The following is an 18,892-nucleotide window of genomic DNA, read 5'->3' as shown; positions in this document are numbered from 1 at the left end:
GATATGAGACGGCACGGTTACGGAAGGCTCACACCCGGGCGGCCTCGCCGAGCGCCTCCAGCACCGGCCGGATCAGCGGATGCGCCTCCGCTCCCCGGCGGACGGCCGCGAACACCCTCCGGGTCGGCGCCACTCCGTCCACGGGCCGTACGACCACCCCCGTGAGATCCATGCCGCGCAGCGCCGAACGCGGCACGAGCGCCACGCCCGCGCCGGCCGAGGCCAGCGCGACAACCGCGCGGAAGTCGTCCGAGGAGTGCTCCAGACGAGGCTGGAACCCGGCGTTCTCGCAGGCCAGAACGACCACGTCATGGCAGGGGTTGCCCGGGTAGGGGCCGATCCAGGGGTCCTTGGCCAGTTCGGCGAGCGGGACCTCGGGGGCGTCGGCGAGGCGGTGGCCGACCGGGACGACGGCGTCGAAGGGCTCGGCGTAGAGCGAGACGTGCGCGAGCCTCGGATCGTCGGCGGCCGGGGCGCCGCGGTACTCGACGGCCACCGCGACGTCGACCTGCCGGTCGAGCACCATCGGCAGACTGGCGTCGCCCTCGGCGTCCTGGACGCGGATCCGGATCCCCGGGGCGGTACCGGCCAGCCGGGCCACCGCGGGCGCCACGACCAGGGCGATCCCCGTCGCGAAGGCGGCGACCGTCACCGTGCCGGCCGCTCCGGAGCTGTAGGCGGCCAGTTCCGCCTCGGCCCGCTCCAGCTGGGCCAGGACGGCGTTGGTGTGGCCGAGCAGGATCTCGCCGGCCGGGGTGAGCCGTACGCCCTTGGCGCTGCGCTCGACCAGCCGGTGGCCGGTCTCCTGCTCCAGGGCCGTCAGCTGCTGGGAGACGGCGGACGGGGTGAGATACAGCGCGGCGGCAGCCGCGGTCACCGTGCGGTGGTCGGCCACCGCACGGAGGATGTGGAGCCGCCGCGCTTCGATCATGGATCGATTATCGCAATGTGTCCGGGCCGCTCGAACCGCCTCCGGCCCTGGCCTCCTGCCACGCCCGGCCCGCTCCGGCCGGGACCGCGCCCGGCAAGGACGGCGACCGACTCGGACCGCATCCGCGCAGGCCGCGTCCGCGCAGGCCGCGTCCGCGCAGGCCGCGTCCGACCAGCCCGCTCCGGCTCAGGCCGCTTCCGGCTCAGGCCCTGCCTGTTTCGGCACGCATCCGGTTCAGCCCACCGTCGGCGCAGGCCCGCAGCCGACCACCCGCCGTCGGCTCGAGCCGCCGCCGGACCCCGCACACATCCAACCCGGCCCACCGTCGGCGCAGGCCCGCACCCGACCGACCGCCCGCCCTCGTCTCAAGCCGCCGTCAGGCCCGGCACGCATCCAAGCCAGCACGCATTCAGCCGGCCCGCCGTCGGCTCGAGCCACCGTCGGGACTCACTCGCCGTCAAGCTGGCCCGCCGTCAAGCTGGCCCGCCGTCGGACTCAGGCCGCTTCCAGCTCGGTCCGGGCCGCGACGAAGGCGTCGACCGCGCGGTTGACGTCGTCCGTGGAGTGCGCGGCGGACAGCTGGACCCGGATGCGGGCGCGGTCCTGCGGGACCACCGGGTAGGAGAAGCCGATCACGTACACCCCGCGCTCCAGGAGCAGCTCGGCCATCCGGCCCGCCTTCGCCGCGTCGCCGATCATCACGGGCGCGATGGCGTGGTCCCCGGGCAGGATGTCGAAACCCTCGTCCGTCATCCGGCGGCGGAACAGCGCGGTGTTCTCGGCGAGCCGCACCCGCAGGTCGTCGGCCGACTCCAGCAGGTCGAGGACCTTCAGCGAGGCGGCGGCGATGACCGGCGCGAGGGTGTTGGAGAAGAGGTAGGGACGGGAGCGCTGGCGGAGCAGGGCGACGATCTCGGCCCGGGCCGCCACGTAGCCGCCCGACGCGCCGCCCAGCGCCTTGCCCAGGGTGCCGGTGATGATGTCGACTCGGTCCATCACCCCGTGCAGCTCGGGCGTGCCACGGCCGCCCGGACCGACGAAGCCGACCGCGTGCGAGTCGTCGACCATGACCATGGCGTCGTAACGCTCGGCCAGGTCGCAGATCTCGGCGAGGGGCGCCACATAACCGTCCATGGAGAAGACGCCGTCGGTGACGACCAGTCGGCGCCGCGCGTCGGACGCGTCCTTCAACTGCCGCTCCAGGTCGGCCAGATCACGGTTGGCGTAGCGGAACCGGCGGGCCTTGGACAGCCGGATGCCGTCGATGATCGAGGCGTGGTTGAGAGCGTCGGAGATCACCGCGTCCTCGGGGCCGAGGAGCGTCTCGAAAACCCCGCCGTTGGCGTCGAAGCAGGAGGAGTACAGGATCGTGTCCTCCTGGCCGAGAAAGGCCGAGAGACGCGCCTCCAGTTCCTTGTGCACCTCCTGCGTCCCGCAGATGAAGCGCACCGACGCCATGCCGTAGCCCCAGCGGTCGAGGGCCTCGTGGGCGGCGGCGACGACCTCGGGGTGATCGGCGAGGCCGAGGTAGTTGTTGGCGCAGAAGTTGAGGACCTCGCCGGGACGGCCGCCCGCGGTGACGGCGACCGTCGCCGACTGCGGGCTGCCGATGACCCGCTCGGGCTTGTGCAGACCGGCGGCGCGGATCTCGTCGAGGGTGGTGCGCAGATCGTCGCGCACGGAGTCGAACATCAGGAAGCTCCTAAGAAACGCAGGAAACGCGAGAAACGCGGGTGTCTTACGCGGTCCAGTCGAGGATGACCTTGCCGCCGCGGCCGCTCGCCGCGTCGGCGAAGGCCGCCTCGAAGTCGCGGTAGCCGTACCGGCCGGTGATCACGGGGGCGAGGTCGAGGCCACCCTCCAGCAGCACCGACATCGCGTACCAGGTCTCGAACATCTCGCGGCCGTAGATCCCCTTGATGGTGATCATCGAGGTCACGATGCGGGCCCAGTCGACGGGGAACTCCTCGGCGGGCAACCCCAGCATCGCGATCCGGCCGCCGTGCGTCATGTTGGCGATCATGTCGCGCAGCGCCGCGGGCCGGCCGGACATCTCCAGGCCGATGTCGAAGCCCTCGCGCAGCCCCAGCTCACGCTGCCCGTCGGCGATGGACGCCTGCGACACGTTCAGCGCGAGGCTCGCACCGATCTTGCGGGCCAGCTCCAGCCGCTCCTCGCTGACGTCGGTGACGACGACGTTGCGGGCGCCCGCGTGCCGGGCGACGGCCGCGGCCATGAGCCCGATCGGTCCGGCGCCGGTGATCAGGACGTCCTCGCCGACGAGCGGGAAGGACAGCGCGGTGTGCACGGCGTTGCCGAACGGGTCGAAGATCGCCGCGATGTCGAGGTCCACCGGCACCCGGTGCACCCACACGTTGGCCGCGGGCAGGGCGACGTACTCCGCGAAGGCGCCGTCACGGCCGACGCCGAGCCCGACGGTGGCCCGGCACAGATGGCGGCGTCCGGCGAGACAGTTGCGGCACTTGCCGCAGACGAGGTGTCCCTCGCCGCTGACCCGGTCCCCCACCTGGATGTCGGCGACGTCGCGGCCGGTGCCGACGACCTCGCCGACGAACTCGTGGCCCAGCACGAGCGGCGTGCGGATGGTCTGCTGGGCCCAGCCGTCCCAGGACCGGATGTGCAGATCGGTGCCGCAGATGCCGGTGCGCAGCACCCTGATCAGCACGTCGCCGGGCCCGACGGCCGGCTCGGGGACGTCCGCGAGCCACAGCCCGGGCTCCGCCTTCTCCTTGACCAGCGCCTTCACGCTACGGCTCCTGTGGTGAGGGCCCGGGCGCGAGCAGCCCGAAGGGCCCCGCATCCGGGAAGACATGTGGATTCGCCCAGCAATCTGCCGCACTTCACCCGGCCCGGTCCATCGAGCTTTTCTTAAGCGCCGCCACAGCTCTGCTTCACACGGCCGGCCCGGTTCGCCCGGACCGGCTTCCCGCACACCACGGTGGGGCGTGCCACCCTGGACCGCAACCCCCGCAAGGCCGGCCGACTGACGTGGAGTCTTCGATGACCACAGCACGGGACCTGATGCTCGTCGCGATGGACGTGGTGCCCGCGCGTCCCGTCGGGCAGGGCGAACTGTCGCTCGCCCTCGCGGGCGCCGAGGTGATCGATCTCGTCGAAACCGGAGCGGTCGCCCTCGACGGCGATCTCCTCGTGCCCGACCCGGCACCGGCACGGGCACCGGCACCGGACGATCGCCTCCTGGCCGAGGCCGCGGCGTCACTCGTTCGGACGGCGCCGTTCGAGTCGGCCGAGGACTGGCTGTGGCGCCGCGGCAGCGGCCTGGCCGCGGCCTACTCCGCCCGGCTCGAGGCGGACGGGCTGGTCGGACGGCCACGCCGCGGCCGGCTGCCCTTCCGGTCCGCGGGGACGGAGCCGCTCGACTCGTCGGCCCGTCGGCAGGCCACCGGCCGCTGGCAGGCGGACGAGCCCGTCCTCGCCGCGCTGGCCGCCGCCGTCGGTCTGCGCGAGGAGCCCGCCGACGGCTTCCCGGACCTCCCCGGCGACACGGTCGTGACGGTCCTGGCGGCGGTCGGCGACGCGGTGGCGGAACTCGAGGCCGTACGACAGCGTCGGTCCATCGAGGACGCGGCCTTCGACAACATCTGGCGGGCCCCCTGACCGGCGCGCCTCACGGCGCCGGGAACCCGTCGGTCTCCCGTCGCTGAAGGTGTCCGGCGAGTTCGGCGGCCGTCGACTTGATGGTCTCCAGGCCCGCCTTCCCCCAGGTCCTGGGCGTGAGGTCGGCGACACACACCGTGCCCAGCACCATGCCGCTCGTGTCGATGAGCGGGGCGCCCAGGTAGGAGCGGATGCCGTATTCGTCGACGACCGGATTGCCCGCGAAGCGCGGGTAGTCCCCCACGTCCTCCAGCACCAGCGCCTTGCGCCGCGCCACGACGTGCGGGCAGTAGCCGTACTCGCGGGGCAGCCGGCGGCCCACCTCGGGCTTGCCGCCGCGTGCGGCCCGGCCGCCCTGCGGGGTGTGCAGCCCGGCGAAGAACTGCCGCTCCTCGTCGAGGAAGTTGACCATGGCGTACGGCGCTCCGGCCACCTCCGCCAGGCGGTCCGCGAAGGCGTCCAGGGCGGGTTCCGGCTGCGCCCCGAGGCCGAGTCGGCGCAGCCTGCGGGCGCGGGCGGGGGCTTCCCTGTCCTCCGGGGTGAGCAGCAGACGACCGGCCGGGCGCGGCGGGTCGTAGCTCATGACCGGGTTCCGTCGCTGTGGACGTACGTCATATGCGGCTCCGGGGCGTTGGGTGCGGGGATCACATGTGGGCGCCGCGGCTCGGCTGGGGTGCGGCCGGTGCGTGGGCGATGAGGTGTTTGACGAGGGTGAGCAGGGTCTGGACACCGGACGCGGAGATACGCGCGTCGCAGCGCACGACGGGCACGTCCGGCGAGAGGTCGATGGCGGCGCGCACCTCCTCGGGGTTGTAGCGGTGGGAGCCGTCGAACTCGTTGATGGCGATGATGAAGGCGAGTCCGCGTTCCTCGAAGAAGTCGACGGCCGCGAAGCACTCCTCGAGGCGTCGGGTGTCGGCGAGGATGACCGCGCCGAGGGCGCCCTCGGACAGTTCGTCCCACATGAACCAGAACCGCTCCTGGCCGGGCGTGCCGAACAGGTAGAGCACGTGGTTCGGGTCGAGGGTGATGCGGCCGAAGTCCATGGCGACGGTCGTCTCGACCTTGTTCTCGATGCCGTCGAGGTTGTCGGTGGCGGCACTGACGGTGGTGAGCAGCTCCTCGGTGCTGAGGGGCGCGATCTCGCTCACGGCGCCGACGAAGGTCGTCTTGCCGACCCCGAAACCGCCCGCGACCAGGATCTTCAGCGCCGTGGGAAAGGGGTCCGAGCCGCCGCCGTCATGGGCGCCGCGCTCACGGTGCTCGTGGTGCTCGTCGCACTCAGAGCTGTCGTCGTAGTCCATCGAGCACTGCCTCCAGAAGGGCCCGGTCGGTGGGGATGTGGTGGTACTCGGGGGGTTTGGTGGTCAGGGCCCCGCAGTCGAGGAGGTCCGAGAGCAGCACCTTGGTGACCGCGGCCGGCAGCTTCAGCTGGGCCGCGATCTCGGCCACCGACACGGGCGCGCGGGTCAGCTGGAGCGCGGTCGCGTGTTCGGGACCGAGGTAGCCGAGCGGGGTGGCCCCGGTGGCCATCACCTGCGACATGAGGTCCAGGGCGACGCTGGGCTTGGTCCGGCCGCCGCTGACCGTGAACGGGCGCACCAGCCGCCCGGCCGCGTCATCGAGCCAGGGCCCGTCGCCGGCCGCCGCCACGCTCAAGGCCCCATCACCGACGGTTCGACGGCGTGCTGCCGGGGCGCGGTCATGAGATACGGCCGGACGCTCTTGACGAGCATCGACATCTCGTAACCGAGCACGGCCGCGTCGGCCTCCCGGCCGGCGAGCACCGCGAGACACGCGCCCGAACCGGCGGTGGTGACGAACAGCAGCGTCGAGTCGAGTTCGACGACGACCTGCCGCACGTCCCCGCCGTCCGCGAACCGGACGCCGGCGCTGCGGCCGAGGGAGTACAGGCCGGAGGCCAGGGCGGCCATGTGGTCGGCGCTGTCGGGGTCGAGGCCGTGGACCGACTTCACCAGCCCGTCGCAGGAGAGCAGCACCGCGCTCAGGGTGTGCGGCACGCGCTGCACGAGGCCGCTCATCAGCCAGTCGAGATCGGATACCTGGCCGGTCGGCGCGTCGCTCGCCATGGTGGATCGACTCCTTGGGGTACGAAGGTCTGCGGGAGCGCTGGGGGTGGGGGTGACCGTGCTCATCCGGCCGGTGCGCTCCCGTCGTGCCGGGCGGTGGATCGTTCGGGACCGGGCAGGTCCAGCCCGTCACGCGCGCCGTACGCCTCGGGCGGCGCGGCGGCGGGCGTGGGGCGCGCCTGCGGTATGCGGGACGGGTGCGGCGGTCGGGCCTCTGAGTCGACGTCGACGGGGAGCGGCACCAGCCGGCCCGCTTCCGCGCCCCCTTCGGCGCCGTCGGCGTCTCCACCGTGGCCCCGGGGCCTGCGGTCGTGGTCCGAGGCCGGGTGGGCAGCGGGGTCGAGCGGGGCTTCGAACGGAGCGGGCGGGCGGTACGGAGCCGGGTCCAGGACGTCCGCCTCCAGGCTCTGCTGGGCCTCGGCCAGGCCGATGCCGCGCTGGAAGGCCGCCATCAGGCCGGGGTCGTGACCGGCGGGCTGGTCGGAGTCCTGGCGCGGGGCCGGGCCGCCACGCAGCTGGGGCACGATGTGTTCCTGGGCGCGGCGGCGGGGCAGTTGGGGCTTGCCCATGGTGCCGCGCACGGCGCCGACGCGCGGGACGGGCGCGATGCCCGCGTGCTCCTCGACGACCGGCCGGTCGCCTCGCCGGATGCCGGGTACGGCCTCGGCCGGGTTGGGCCGTGCCGTACGAGCACCGCGGACGGGCAGCGGCGCCGGTGCGCCCGGCCGCTGCGGGACCGGCTCGGCGGGGACGGGGTACGGGGGCGTCGCGGCGGCACGGGCGGGGCCGGTCGGCTGACCCTGCGGGGGCGGGGTGATCGCAGGCGTTCCCGAGCCGGGCGTGTCCTGCGCCGGGGACGGGGCCGGGGTACGGCCCGCGCCCGGGATGTCCCACGACTCCGGCGAGCCGGGGGCCGGGGCGCCGCCCTGTGCCCGCGCCGGGCCCAACGACCGCCCGGCGCCGTCGGTGTCCCGCCCCGGGGACGGCGACGGGGAGCTGCCGGGCGCGTCCTGCGGGTACCCGAAGCCCGTCGGCAGACCCGGGCCCGTGGCGTACCCCCGCGGGTCGTGCGGCTGCGCCGGATCGGGCGTCCGGGCGGTGCGGGGCTGCGGGGCGGGCGGCAGGGGCGGCCGTACCGGGCCGGCCGGGGCGGGGGGTGCGGCGGGCGCGAGGGGCAGGCCGGCGCCGTCGGTGTCCGGTCCTCGCGACTCCGCCCCGGGGACCCCCGGCGTGGTGCCCAGCAGCGCCTGCGGCACGACGAGCACGGCCTGCACGCCGCCGTAGATGTTGTTCTGGAGACGGACCCGGATGCCGTGCCGCCGGGCCAGCTGGGAGACGACGAACAGGCCGATGCGGCCGTCGGCGAGCAGCCGGCCGACGTTGACCTGGTCGGGATCGGCGAGCAGGGCGTTCATCCTGCTCTGCTCCTCGACGGGCATACCGAGGCCGCGGTCCTCGACCTCGACGGCGAGTCCCGAGGTGACGAGGTTGGCGCGCAGCAGCACCTGGGTGTGCGGGGCGGAGAACACCGTGGCGTTCTCGACGAGTTCGGCGAGCAGGTGGATGACGTCGGCGACGGCGTGACCGCGCAGTTCGCCGTCGATGGGCGGGACGAGTTTGACCCGTGCGTACTGCTCGACCTCGGCGATGGCGGAGCGCAGCACCTCGGTCATGGAGACCGGGTTGCTCCACTGCCGCCGGGAGACGGCCCCGCCGAGGACGGCGAGGTTCTCGGCGTGCCGGCGGATGCGGGTGGCGAGGTGGTCGACATGGAAGAGGCCCTTGAGGAGATCGGGGTCCTCGATCGCGTTCTCCAGCTCGTCGAGGATCGAGATCTCGCGGTGCACCAGGGACTGAAGGCGCCGCGCGAGATTGACGAAGACCTCCAGTTTCTGTTCGCTGCCGGCCTGGCTGGACAACTGCGCGGCCTGGACGACGGCGGTGACGGCCCCGTCGTGGGCCCGGGCCAGGTCGGCGGCGAGCAGCTCGAAGTCGTCGGCGTCGCCGGGCGGTCCACCGCGCGGCGTGCGGCGGGGCGGGGCCTCGCCGCGGCGCAGCGCCTCGATGACGGCGCGCAGGTCGGCCTCACCGCGCGCGCTGCTGCGTCGCAGGGCCGTGACCCGGTCGCCGACCGAGCGGGCGGCGCGGTCCGCGGCCACGGCGGCGATCACGATGCCGACGCCGGTCACGGCGACGGCGCCGGCCAGGACGGCCCACAAGGTCACGCCGGGCCGGACCCCGGTGGAGCGCACGGTGAACAGGACGACCGCGCAGGCGCTGAGGGCGACCGCGGTCGGCGGGAGCACGGCGAGCCGCAGCAGCTGGGGCCGTATGTGTGTCTCGGCCGGCGCGGGTGCGGGGCGGGCGACCGGCCGCCCGTGCCGCCCGCCCTCACGGCGGTCGGCGCGTGTGGCGGGTGCGCGGAGGTGAGACATCGGTGTCCTCGTACTGGTCCGTCGAGTCTGACTGTCGGTCGGGGGAGCCGAAGATTTCGGCCCGGTGCCGCCCGACGGCCACTCACAGTAGTCGGCAAGGTGTCAGGTGCGGTGGGCAGTTGACAAAGTCACCCAGCGAGCGTCCCGCTCTGGTATGAGGCTTCGTACGACAGACCGATAAGGCCGGGCCTCCCGGGGAACAACCTGGAAAGACGCCGATCAGACCTGGTCAGGAGTGGTCCGGAAACGACTGTGCGGGCCGGGGAGCTTTTCGCTCCCCGGCCCGCACAGTCGGACGTCTCCCGCCCCCGGTCAGCCCGCCGGAACCGCCTCCGGCGCATCGCCACCCTCGATGACACCCTGACTTTCGTCACTGTCGGTATCGGCTTTGGCCTTGGTTACCGTGGCGATCAGGGGCTGCCATCCGGCGGCCGGAGCGAGTGCCACCTCCCGCCACCACGGCTCGCCCGGGACGGTCTCGGCGGCGGGCTCGAAGGGCTCGCCGGGGCGGGGCAGGGCGGCCCGCGCCCCGGCGGCCCGCGCGGCGGCCAGGGTGCCCTCCCCCGGGTCGGTCCACGCGTGGGTGGCGAGGTTGAAGGTGCCCCAGTGGATCGGCAGCATCACTCCGCCGGGACCGCCCTGGAGGTCCAGGTGGGCCCGCATGCCCTCCTCGGGTGTCATGTGGATGTCGGGCCAGAAGTCCGAGTACGCCCCGATCTGGATCATGGTCGCGTCGAACGGGCCGTGATCCGCGCCGATGTCCTTGAATCCCTCGAAGTAGCCGGTGTCTCCGCTGTGGTAGATCCGGTGCTCCTCGCCGGCGACCACCCAGGAGGCCCACAGCGTGTGCTGCGTGTTGCGCAGACCGCGGCCGCAGAAGTGCCGGGCCGGGGTGGCGGTCAGGGTGAGCCCGCCGACCTTGGTCGCCTCGTGCCAGTCCAGCTCGCGCAGCCGGTCCGCGGACACACCCCAGTGCTCGAGGTGGGCGCCGACGCCGAGCGGCACGGCGAACAGGGTGTCCGTGTCCGCGAGCGCCCTGATCGTGGGCAGGTCCAGGTGGTCGTAGTGGTCGTGGGAGATGACGACGACGTCGACCGGGCCCAGCGCGGCCAGCGGCAGCGGGACCGGGTGCAGCCGCTTGGGTCCGGCGAAGGGGATGGGGGAGCAGCGCTCGCCCCACACGGGATCGAACAGGACGCGCTGCCCGTCGATCTCCGCGAGCACGCTGGAGTGGCCCATCCAGGTCAGCCGCAGCCCGGTCGTCGGCGGCTCGGCGAGGTCGGCGAGGGTGGTGGGGTGCACCGGTACGGTGCCCGCGGGCGCGCGGCGGGGGCGCTGCTCCTTGTCGAAGAAGACCTTGGCGAAGTCGAGCGTGGAGCCCGAGGGGCGGGTCCGCGCCGTGCCGCCGGGGTTCTGGAACACCCCGTCCTTGAAGTGCGGCGATCTGCGGATGCGCGCCAGGCGCTCGCCGCTCGGATCCGCGCCGAAGGCCGCGGGCTGTAGAGCGCGGAGCCCGGAGCTCAGGGAACGGAAACCGGACACGGTACCTCCAGGTGGAGTCGCTGAGGCATTCCATTATGGTCGTCCGCTCCGACAACGCCGGGGTCGCCCCGGTCACATCGGCCGCGCGCCCGCTTTGACAGGGTGCCCGCACCCTTTCGATACTGACCCGCTGTTCAGTAGCAGTCGTTCGCGGCCATCCGTGCCCGCCGGTCGAGGAGTCCGTATGACCGCCCCCTTCCTTTCGCTCACCTGGACCGACCACGTCACCGGGCGCCAGGGACACCTGGTCGTCGACCGGCTCGTGCGCGGTGTGTGCAGCGGCGGTCTGCGGATGCGGGCGGGCTGCACCCTGGAGGAGGTGACCGGGCTCGCCCGCGGCATGAGCCTCAAGGAGGCGCTGCACTACGACCCCGAGGCCCGCTACGTCCCCCTGGGCGGAGCCAAGGGCGGCATCGACTGCGATCCCCGGGACCCGGAGGCGTACGGACTGCTGGTGCGCTACCTGCGGGCGGTGCGGCCGTACGTGGAGAGCTGCTGGACCATGGGCGAGGATCTCGGGCTGACCCAGGACCTGGTGGACCGGGCGGCCGCCGAGGCGGGACTGGTGTCGTCCGTGCAGGCGGTCTACCCGCTGCTGGAGGACGAGTCCGCCGCCCGCGAACGGCTCGCCGCCGCCTTCGCCGTCGAGGTGGACGGCATCGGCCTGGACGAGCTGGTCGGCGGCTGCGGGGTCGCCGAGTCCGTGCTGACCGCCCTGGACCGGGCCGAGGTGGCGTACACGGGGACGCGGGTCGCCCTTCAGGGGTTCGGCACCATGGGCGGGGCCACCGCGCGCTTCCTCACCCGCGCGGGGCTGGCGGTCGTGGCCGTCGCCGACGCCAAGGGCACGATCGCCCACCCGGCCGGTCTCGACGTGGAGGCGCTGCTCGCCGCGCGGGACGCGCACGGCACCGTGGACCGCGCCGCGCTGCGCCCCGGAGATCTCGAGCTGCCGGACGACGCCTGGCTGTCGGTGGAGGCGGAGGTGCTGGTGCCGGCCGCCGTGTCGTACGCCATCGGGATCGAGGAGCAGGAGCGGATCGGCGCCCGGTGGATCGTCGAGGCGGCCAACATGCCCGTCCTGCCGGAGGCGGAGAAGCTGCTGCACGCGCGCGGGGTGAGCGTGCTGCCGGACGTCGTCGTCAACTCCGGGACGAACGCCTGGTGGTGGTGGACGCTGTTCGGCGACATCGGCGCGGACGCGGCAGAGGCCTTCGCGTACACGCGCAGCTCCCTGCGCGCCCTGGTGGACCTGGTGCTGGCCCGCGCCGAGGCGGACGGCACGACGCCCCGGGCCGCCGCGCACACGATCGCCGAGCGGCGGCTGCCGGTGATCGCCGAACGCTTCGGGCGGTACCGGCCCGCTCCGTGAGCGTCCGCCGCCACGGACCGGTCCGGCGGCGCGGACGCCGACGGACTAGGGTGACGACGTGGTGAGGGTCCGGTTGAGTGTGGCCGAGCGGCGCGAGGAGCTGCTGCGGGCGGCCATCGAGCAGATCGAGGCGCGGGGCGTGGCGGCGGTCAGGATCGCCGACGTGGCCGCGGCCCTCGGTGTGAGCAACGCGCTGGTGCTCTACCACTTCTCCACGAAGGAGAAGCTCGTCGCCGACGCGTTCGCCTACGCGGCCGAGGGCGACCTCGCGCGACTGCGCAAACTGGTCGGCCGCCGCACCACCGCACTGCGCCGGCTGCGGTCGGCGGTGCGCTGGTACGCGCCCACGGGACAGGCCAAGGGCTGGCGGCTGTGGATCGAGGGCTGGGCGGTGTCGCTGCGCGAGCCCGCGCTGCGGGAGGTCGCACGCGATCTCGACAAGGAGTGGAAGGCGGCGCTCGCCGAGGTGATAGCGGAGGGCGTGGCCGGGGGCGAGTTCCGGTGCCCGGACCCGGCCGGCACGGCCCTGCGCCTGACGGCCCTGCTCGACGGACTCGCCGTACAGCTGACGTCCTACGCGGGCACGGTGTCCCGGGCCCGGGCCCAGGAGTGGGTCGACGAGGCGCTGGCCCGGGAACTCGGGCTGAGCCCCGGAACGTTGAGCGCCCAGGAGCGCTGACCGTTCTCCCGACCGAGGCGCTCCGGCACCCGGCCCGACCAGTGCCCCTCCAGCCGACGGCTCGCGGCCCAGCGCGCACACCGCCGTCACCGTCGCCGTCGCACCACCGTCGCCGTCGCCGTCGCCGTCGCAACGGTCCCGCCCGGCACCACCGGCACACCACCCGAACCGGCGCCGGGTTTCAGCGGCCGACGGACGCCGGACGCCTCACCCCGCCCCCCGACCTGAACCCACCGGCACGCTCCAACCGATGGCTGGTTCCACTCAGTTCAGCTCGTACACCGCCGTCACCGTCGCCGTCGCACGGATCTCGCCCGGCGCGACGGGCACCCCGCCGAGGCCGGCGCCGGGGGTGTCGGCCATCGACGGCGCGGGGCCCGGGGAGCTGGACGCGTCCTCGCTGAGCGAGACGAGCCGGCCCAGGCGACGGCCGCTGAGGCGGGCGTACTGCTCGGCCTTGGCGTGGGCGTCGGCGTGGGCGGCCTCGCGCGCACCGGCCCGCAGCGGGGCGGGGTCGGCGACGTCGAAGGCCACGAAGCCGATCCGCGCGGCGTCGCCGGCGGCGTCGGTGACCGCCTGCACCACCGCGCCGACCTTCGCCACCTCACGCACCTTCACGGAGAAGGACTGCGCGGCCTGGTAGCCCGTCAGACGGGCGGCGCCGCCCGTGTGGTCGTAGACGGCGTCGAGGGAGATCCTCTCCGTCCTGATGTCCCGGTCGGCGACGCCCTGGGCGCGGACGGCGGCCAACACCGCGGCGGCCGCCTTGTTCTGGGCGTCCAGCGCGGACTGCGAGGTCTTGGCGGAGGTCTCGACACCGGCGCCGACGACCGCGAGGTCGGGCGATGCGCTCGCGCTGCCCTCGCCGGTCACCGTGAGGGTGGCGGGGCTGTCCGGTGCGAGCGGACGGGCCACCGCCCCGGGGTGGGCGGGCAGCGCGGCCGCCGTGGGCGCGGCGAGTGCGGGGACGGCCAGCGCGAGCAGGGAGACGAGGGCCGCGGCGACGGGCGTACGGGGAAAGGGCATGGGGGGCCGGTCCTTGGAGGTGTCGGGCGGTGCCAGGTGCGGGTGCGGTCATCCCAGCATCCGCACCTGGCACCGCCCGGGCACCACTCCCGTGCGATCACCTCACTGGTGGAGCGGCCGTCCGTGGTTCGTCCACGGCCGGCCGCGTGCCACCGGTCGGCGGTTCAGGCCACGGCCGCGATCCGCAGCCTGATGTCGTCCGCCGACAACGCGCCCTTGGCGATCACATGGTCGCCGGAGGACTCCCCGCGCAGCCGGCGTCCGATCCACGGCACCAGGTACTCGCGCGCCCAGTGGACGTCGTCGCGCCGCACCTCCAGGGTGCCGCGCGGCGGGAGCGGCGGCCACGGCTGCTCCGGGTCGGCCGGCACCTCGATGCCGAGGGCCTGTCCCCCGCGCAGCGCCACGCGCGTGTGCCCCTCCGGGGAGAGGTGGAGCCGGTCGCCGTCCCAGGCCCTGCGGTCCTGGATGGACTTCAGGGACCACAGGTCGAGCACCGGACAGCCGTAGCGGTCGGCCACGGCACGGACGTGCCCGTTGTAGGTGGCGATCTTGCCGCGCAGATGCTTGAGCACGGGAACGCCACGGGTGTCGAAGCCGGTCGTCACCATGACGGTGCCGGCTGCTGCGGTCAGGGCCGAGATCGCACGCTCGAAACGCTCGGCGACCTCGTCCGGGTCGGTACCGGGACGAAGGATGTCGTTGCCGCCCGCACAGAAGGAGACCAGGTCCGGGGCGAGTTCCACCGCCCTGGGGAGTTGGTCCTCCATGATCTGGTCGAGCAGCTTCCCGCGGACCGCGAGGTTGGTGTACCTGAAGTCGCCCTCGGGCCGCCGGTCCGCGAGGAGCACCGCGAAGCGGTCCGCCCAGCCGACGAACGCCCCGTCGGGGCCGGGGTCGCCGACGCCCTCGGTGAAGCTGTCCCCCACCGCCACGTACGACCCGATCACTGATCTGTTGTCACTCTTCGAATCGTCTGCCACAGCAGCTCATCATTCACCTTCGAATGTGACCTACGCGATCGTAGGAAGGGGTTGACGGGCGGTGAGATAGGACACCCTTAAAGAGTTTGTCAATCAGGGAATAAGGGACCACGCCCGGAAGTCGTTGATCCGGAAATGGCTCCAGGTGGTGCGGAAGGCGAAGTGCCCACCCGTGTAGGGCTCCGGGTCGGTGAGGTCGAAGACGAGCCGCCCGTTGTTCCACCAGCGGACGACCGAACCGTCGGAGACGATCCGCACATGGTTCGGCTCGTTGGCGACGAGCAACGGCTCGGTGTAGTCGTAGATCAGCGGACGCACCCCCGCCTCGCCGACGTAGCGGCGCAGCCGGGTCGTGGTGTTGGTGTTGGCGCCGTAGCCGACGTAGTACGTCTTGAGGTGGTCGTACTCGGCGAGGGCGCCGCCGCGCGGGGTGGCGAAGAGGTCCTCCGGAGAGCGGACGTCGACGGCGTTGAAGAAGTTGTTGAGGTCGGAGACGCGGTCGTTGACCCCGCCCGCGGAGACGGGCGTCGCGACGTACTCGAGGACGTACGGCCCTTCGAGCGGCCGCTTGAACCAGATCGTCGCCCCGGCGGGCACATCGACCTCCAGGGTCCCGCGGGAGGCGGTGACCGTCCCGCCCTTCTCCAGTTCGACGGCCCACTGGCGCAGGCCGTGGCGGAAGTCGTCGTGGGCGATCGGGCGGCGGTGGCGGGTCCGGGCGCTCGCGGCGGTCGCGGCGGTCGCCGGAGCCAGGGCGGCCAGCGCGGCGCCGGCGGCGAGGGTTGCGAAAGCCCTGCGGGTGGTCGTCATGTCGGTCGGCTCCTTCAGTGGGCGGGGGTGGTGAGGCGCGGCGCGGGGACACGACGGGTCTCGGTGCCGAGGTAGTAGTCGGTGTAGGTGGACTGGAGGTAGCCGCGGACGGTCCAGCCGAGGCGGTACGCGGGGTTCTGCGCGAGCGTGTAGACGCGGGTGTCGGTCGGGACGGTGCTGGTGTAGAGGCGCAGGGCGGTGTGGTCGGCGGTCTCGGCGAGGATCTCCTCACGCCAGTCGCCGACGAGGTCGCCGTAGAACGGGGTGGCGTTGCGGGCCCCGGAGACGACGCCGGCCGGGTCGAAGACGGTCGCGCTGCTCTCGGTCGCCGGGTCCCACTTCTCGACGCGGGTGAAGTCGAGAAGCTCCGACGCCTTGTCGCCGTCCCACCAGATGCGGAAGTTGACGCTGGGGGTGGTGGTGGAGATCTTGCCGTCCTGGACGTTGAAGACGCCCGCGCCGGGCCGGGTCACGTCGGCGGTGGACGTCCAGTACTCGTAGCCGCGGTGGCCGGGGTCGATGTCCGCGGCGTTCCCGCGACCGGTGTCGAGGTCCGCGTCGCTCACCGGGCTCGTCGGGTGCGAGCCGGTCACCAGCCGCTCGCCGGTGTCGGCGTCGTAGTAGTACCAGGGGAAGGCGGAGACGATGCCCAGCTCGGACTGCTGGATGGCGAAGCCCTCCAGGCCGGGCCGGTCGGGGTCGAGGTCGGCGATGTCGAAGCGGTCGCCGTGGATGGCGCCGTCGACGACGTAGCGCAGCGTGCCGTCGCCGTTCACGACGTAGTTGCCGTCGGCGATCTCGTCCCTGCCGTCCCCGTCGACGTCGACGGTGCGGATCTGGTGGAAGCTGGTCGCGCCGGTCGCCGGGTCCACGACGTACTTCCAACGGCGGCTGAGATCCGTGCCGTCGAAGTCCCAGGTCTGGAACAGGACGCGGAACGAGCCGCGCTTGGCTCCGACCCGGGTGACCAGCTTGGTGACCAGACTGGGGTGTTCGCCGTCGAGGTAGGCGATGCCGAAGTGGCCGCCGGAGGGGCCGTCGGCCACGAAGTCGTCGGGGACGGGCTGCCGGGTCCGCTCGGCGCCGGTCGCTCCGTCGATCACCGAAACGAACTGGTTCGCGGGCGAGGCGGCGGTGACCTGTGAGCCGTCGGCGAAGGTGGTCCCGGCGGCGGTGTGCGCCAGCACCTCGGCGCGGCCGTCGGCGTCGAGGTCGTAGACGGTGACGTTGTCGTCGTTGCGGTAGCCGCCGATCGCGGTGGAACCGCTGATCGCGGCGGGCGCGGGGTCGTTGGCGCCGTTCCCGCCGACCTGGGTGTACGAGCCGGGGCCCAGATCGACCCGCCACAGGCGCTCACCGGTGAGCGTGTAGGCCTCCAGCAGGTCGGGCCTGTCACGAGTTCCGGACAGTCGGCTGACGACGAGCTCGTAGCGTCCGTCGCCGTCGAGGTCACCCGGCCAGGCGTGCTGCACGGTGTAGCCGTCGGCGCCGGCCAGCGGGATCTCGGCGTAGCCGTCGGTGAAGCGCAGAGCCGCCGGACTCGGTTTCTGCACCCGCCCGTCGACGACGGCGCGGACGGTGTACGTCCCCGTCCCCGGGCTGTCGTCCTGATAGGTCGTCGACTTGCGTATCGGATCCCGGTTGAGCCGGCGTCCGTTCTTGTAGACGTTGAAGGCGAGGGCGTCGCCGTGCCGGGCGTATTCCGTGCCGAGCAGCCGCCAGCTGAGGAAGGTCCCTCCGCCGGAGGGAGTGGCGACCAGGCCGCGGTCGAGGTTCTCGACGATCCGGCGCGGGATGCCGGTGGCGTGCCCGGCGGGCGCGGAGACGAGCCCGGCCAGCAGGGTGACGGCGGTGACGGCGGCCGCGGCCGCGGCGCCCTTGATGACGATGCGTCGGTCGACGCCGGACACAGGACCTCCGAAGAGCTGTAGAAAGCGCTTGCTCACTGACGGAGATCACTGTGGCCCCACTCTGTCCCGCCTGTCGACGGAACACGAAGGGATGCCACACGAACGCAATAGAACGATCATGAACGCGCAAACTCCAACATCGCCCCGCCCCTCCCCGGGCATGCCGAAGGCCGAACCCGGGGGATCAGGGTCCGGCCTTCGGCCGCGTGTCAGGCGGGAGGTCGTCGCAGTCGGAGGGGTCAGCCGACGGAGACGCCGTGCGCGCGGAGGTACGCGATCGGGTCGACGTCGGAGCCGTAGTCCGGCGTGGTGCGGATCTCGAAGTGCAGGTGCGGACCGGTCACGTTGCCGGTCGCACCGGAGAGGCCGACCTGCTGGCCCGCGGTCACGGTCTGGCCTGCCGAGACGGAGAGCTGGGACAGGTGGGCGTACTGGGCGTAGTAGCCGTCGGCGAGCTTGACGACGACCTGGTTGCCGTACGCGCCGTCCCAGCCCGCGGAGACGACGGTGCCGGCGCCCACGGCCTTGAGGGTGGTGCCGGTCGGGACGACGAAGTCGGTGCCGGTGTGGTAGCCGCTGGACCACATGCTGCCGGCCGTGTGGTACGCCGTGCCGACGGTGGCGCCCGCCACCGGCAGCGTGTAACCGCTGGAGGTGCCGGTGCCGCTCTCGGCGGCCTGGGTGACCGCCTTCGAGGAGGACGAACCGGACGAAGAGGAGGAAGAGGACGACGACTTGGTTCCGGACGCCTTCGACTTCGACGAGGAGGACGAGGACGACGAGCCGGAGGACGAACCGGTGCTGCCGGTCGCGGCCTTCTTGCCGATCGAGAGCTTCAGCCCCGGGTGGATCAGCGACGGGTCGCTGCCGACGGCCTGACGGTTGTCCTGGTACAGCCTCTGCCAGCCGCCGCTGACGTTCTGCTCGTCGGCGATCTTCGACAGGTAGTCGCCGGAGCGCACGGTGTAGGACTCGGCGGTCGTGGCGGTGGCCGTCTTCTGCGCCACCGGCACCGACTGCACGGCCTTCTCCGCAACGGTCTGGGAAGCCGACTGGGCGACGGACTGAGCGGGGGCCGCGTGGGCGCCGGCGGCGCCTATGAGCGGAAGGGCGAGCGCGGCGCCGCCCGTTCCGGCGACGGCGATGGAACGGGCGAAGCGCTGGGTCTTCGGACGGCGGTGCTTACCCTTCGCGGGCATGGCGAATTCCTCTCCGGCGCCTGCGAGGTGAGCTGTCGGGTGCGGGCTGGAGATGCCCGGCCGCGCCGAGGCGCGGCTTTACCCCAAAGCCTGTTCCGGAGACCGGAACAGGCGGTTGTACCTGTGGGTCCCCCGCTCCTGCCAGGTACGGGTGAGTGTGCGGGCTCCGGGCGGTGGCAGGATTCGGCGTCCGTCCGGATTGGTGTGGAACGTAAGCGACCAGGACGCACAGGGACAAGCAGAGGTTGCGCTGTCGACTCCTTTCTCTTGATCCCT

17 protein-coding genes and 1 riboswitch are annotated in these 18,892 nt (G+C 73.0%); of the genes, 3 read left to right on the top strand and 14 right to left on the bottom strand.

What is annotated here, in order from left to right:
* Positions 1 to 28: 28 nt before the first annotated feature.
* The 3 genes from QF030_RS34270 to tdh all read right to left on the bottom strand — a co-directional run bounded on the left by QF030_RS34270 (position 29) and on the right by tdh (position 3,698).
* Positions 29 to 931 (bottom strand): LysR family transcriptional regulator, encoded by a 903-nt coding sequence (locus tag QF030_RS34270; RefSeq protein WP_307166433.1) that lies wholly within the window; start codon positions 929 to 931, stop codon positions 29 to 31.
* A 495-nt stretch (positions 932 to 1,426) separates the two neighbouring features.
* Positions 1,427 to 2,623 (bottom strand): glycine C-acetyltransferase, encoded by a 1,197-nt coding sequence (locus QF030_RS34265; RefSeq protein ID WP_307166432.1) that lies wholly within the window; start codon positions 2,621 to 2,623, stop codon positions 1,427 to 1,429.
* A gap of 46 nt (positions 2,624 to 2,669) precedes the next feature.
* Positions 2,670 to 3,698, bottom strand: coding sequence for an L-threonine 3-dehydrogenase (tdh, locus tag QF030_RS34260; RefSeq protein ID WP_307166431.1), 1,029 nt, complete (start codon positions 3,696 to 3,698; stop codon positions 2,670 to 2,672).
* A 254-nt stretch (positions 3,699 to 3,952) separates the two neighbouring features.
* Here tdh and QF030_RS34255 point away from each other — a divergent pair, with 254 nt between their 5' ends.
* Positions 3,953 to 4,570 (top strand): GPP34 family phosphoprotein, encoded by a 618-nt coding sequence (locus QF030_RS34255; protein ID WP_307166430.1) that lies wholly within the window; start codon positions 3,953 to 3,955, stop codon positions 4,568 to 4,570.
* 10 nt (positions 4,571 to 4,580) lie between these two features.
* Here the strand turns inward: QF030_RS34255 and QF030_RS34250 are convergent, their stop codons facing one another.
* The 6 genes from QF030_RS34250 to QF030_RS34225 all read right to left on the bottom strand — a co-directional run bounded on the left by QF030_RS34250 (position 4,581) and on the right by QF030_RS34225 (position 10,637).
* Entirely contained in the window at positions 4,581 to 5,153 is a 573-nt protein-coding gene (locus QF030_RS34250) for a GAF domain-containing protein (RefSeq protein ID WP_307166429.1), read from the bottom strand.
* 61 nt (positions 5,154 to 5,214) lie between these two features.
* Positions 5,215 to 5,874 (bottom strand): GTP-binding protein, encoded by a 660-nt coding sequence (locus QF030_RS34245; protein WP_307166428.1) that lies wholly within the window; start codon positions 5,872 to 5,874, stop codon positions 5,215 to 5,217.
* A complete protein-coding gene (locus QF030_RS34240) occupies positions 5,852 to 6,223 on the bottom strand; it encodes a DUF742 domain-containing protein (RefSeq protein WP_307167791.1) in 372 nt (123 codons plus the stop codon). The genes QF030_RS34245 and QF030_RS34240 overlap by 23 nt, the downstream gene beginning before the upstream one ends.
* Before the next feature lie 2 nt (positions 6,224 to 6,225).
* Positions 6,226 to 6,660: a roadblock/LC7 domain-containing protein gene (locus QF030_RS34235; protein ID WP_307166427.1), complete on the bottom strand. Its 435-nt coding sequence runs from the start codon at positions 6,658 to 6,660 to the stop codon at positions 6,226 to 6,228.
* Between the two features lie 62 nt (positions 6,661 to 6,722).
* A complete protein-coding gene (locus tag QF030_RS34230) occupies positions 6,723 to 9,095 on the bottom strand; it encodes a sensor histidine kinase (protein ID WP_307166426.1) in 2,373 nt (790 codons plus the stop codon).
* 312 nt (positions 9,096 to 9,407) lie between these two features.
* Positions 9,408 to 10,637: an MBL fold metallo-hydrolase gene (locus tag QF030_RS34225; RefSeq protein WP_307166425.1), complete on the bottom strand. Its 1,230-nt coding sequence runs from the start codon at positions 10,635 to 10,637 to the stop codon at positions 9,408 to 9,410.
* 184 nt (positions 10,638 to 10,821) lie between these two features.
* Between QF030_RS34225 and QF030_RS34220 the strand changes: the two genes are divergently transcribed.
* On the top strand, positions 10,822 to 12,009 hold the full coding sequence (locus QF030_RS34220) for a Glu/Leu/Phe/Val dehydrogenase dimerization domain-containing protein (RefSeq protein ID WP_307166424.1): 1,188 nt from the start codon (positions 10,822 to 10,824) through the stop codon (positions 12,007 to 12,009).
* A 58-nt stretch (positions 12,010 to 12,067) separates the two neighbouring features.
* The gene (locus QF030_RS34215) at positions 12,068 to 12,688 is read left to right on the top strand and encodes a TetR/AcrR family transcriptional regulator (RefSeq protein ID WP_307166423.1); all 621 of its coding nucleotides are present in this window, start codon (positions 12,068 to 12,070) and stop codon (positions 12,686 to 12,688) included.
* Positions 12,689 to 12,952: 264 nt separating this feature from the next.
* Here the strand turns inward: QF030_RS34215 and QF030_RS34210 are convergent, their stop codons facing one another.
* The 5 genes from QF030_RS34210 to QF030_RS34190 form a co-directional block, all read right to left on the bottom strand.
* Complete coding sequence (locus QF030_RS34210) at positions 12,953 to 13,714, bottom strand: SIMPL domain-containing protein (RefSeq protein WP_307166422.1); 762 nt, start codon at positions 13,712 to 13,714, stop codon at positions 12,953 to 12,955.
* Between the two features lie 164 nt (positions 13,715 to 13,878).
* Entirely contained in the window at positions 13,879 to 14,664 is a 786-nt protein-coding gene (locus tag QF030_RS34205) for an SGNH/GDSL hydrolase family protein (protein WP_307167790.1), read from the bottom strand.
* Between the two features lie 126 nt (positions 14,665 to 14,790).
* A complete protein-coding gene (locus QF030_RS34200) occupies positions 14,791 to 15,507 on the bottom strand; it encodes a DUF6250 domain-containing protein (RefSeq protein WP_307166421.1) in 717 nt (238 codons plus the stop codon).
* Positions 15,508 to 15,521: 14 nt separating this feature from the next.
* On the bottom strand, positions 15,522 to 17,417 hold the full coding sequence (locus tag QF030_RS34195; RefSeq protein WP_307166420.1) for a rhamnogalacturonan lyase family protein: 1,896 nt from the start codon (positions 17,415 to 17,417) through the stop codon (positions 15,522 to 15,524).
* Positions 17,418 to 17,656: 239 nt separating this feature from the next.
* Positions 17,657 to 18,616 (bottom strand): M23 family metallopeptidase, encoded by a 960-nt coding sequence (locus QF030_RS34190; RefSeq protein WP_307166419.1) that lies wholly within the window; start codon positions 18,614 to 18,616, stop codon positions 17,657 to 17,659.
* A 4-nt stretch (positions 18,617 to 18,620) separates the two neighbouring features.
* Positions 18,621 to 18,780, bottom strand: a riboswitch (cyclic di-AMP (ydaO/yuaA leader).
* Positions 18,781 to 18,892 lie beyond the last annotated feature (112 nt).

This window comes from Streptomyces rishiriensis, from assembly GCF_030815485.1.
Taxonomy (GTDB): domain Bacteria; phylum Actinomycetota; class Actinomycetes; order Streptomycetales; family Streptomycetaceae; genus Streptomyces; species Streptomyces rishiriensis_A.
The sequence above is the reverse complement of the archived record's forward strand: the minus strand, read 5'-3'. Positions and strand labels throughout refer to the sequence as shown.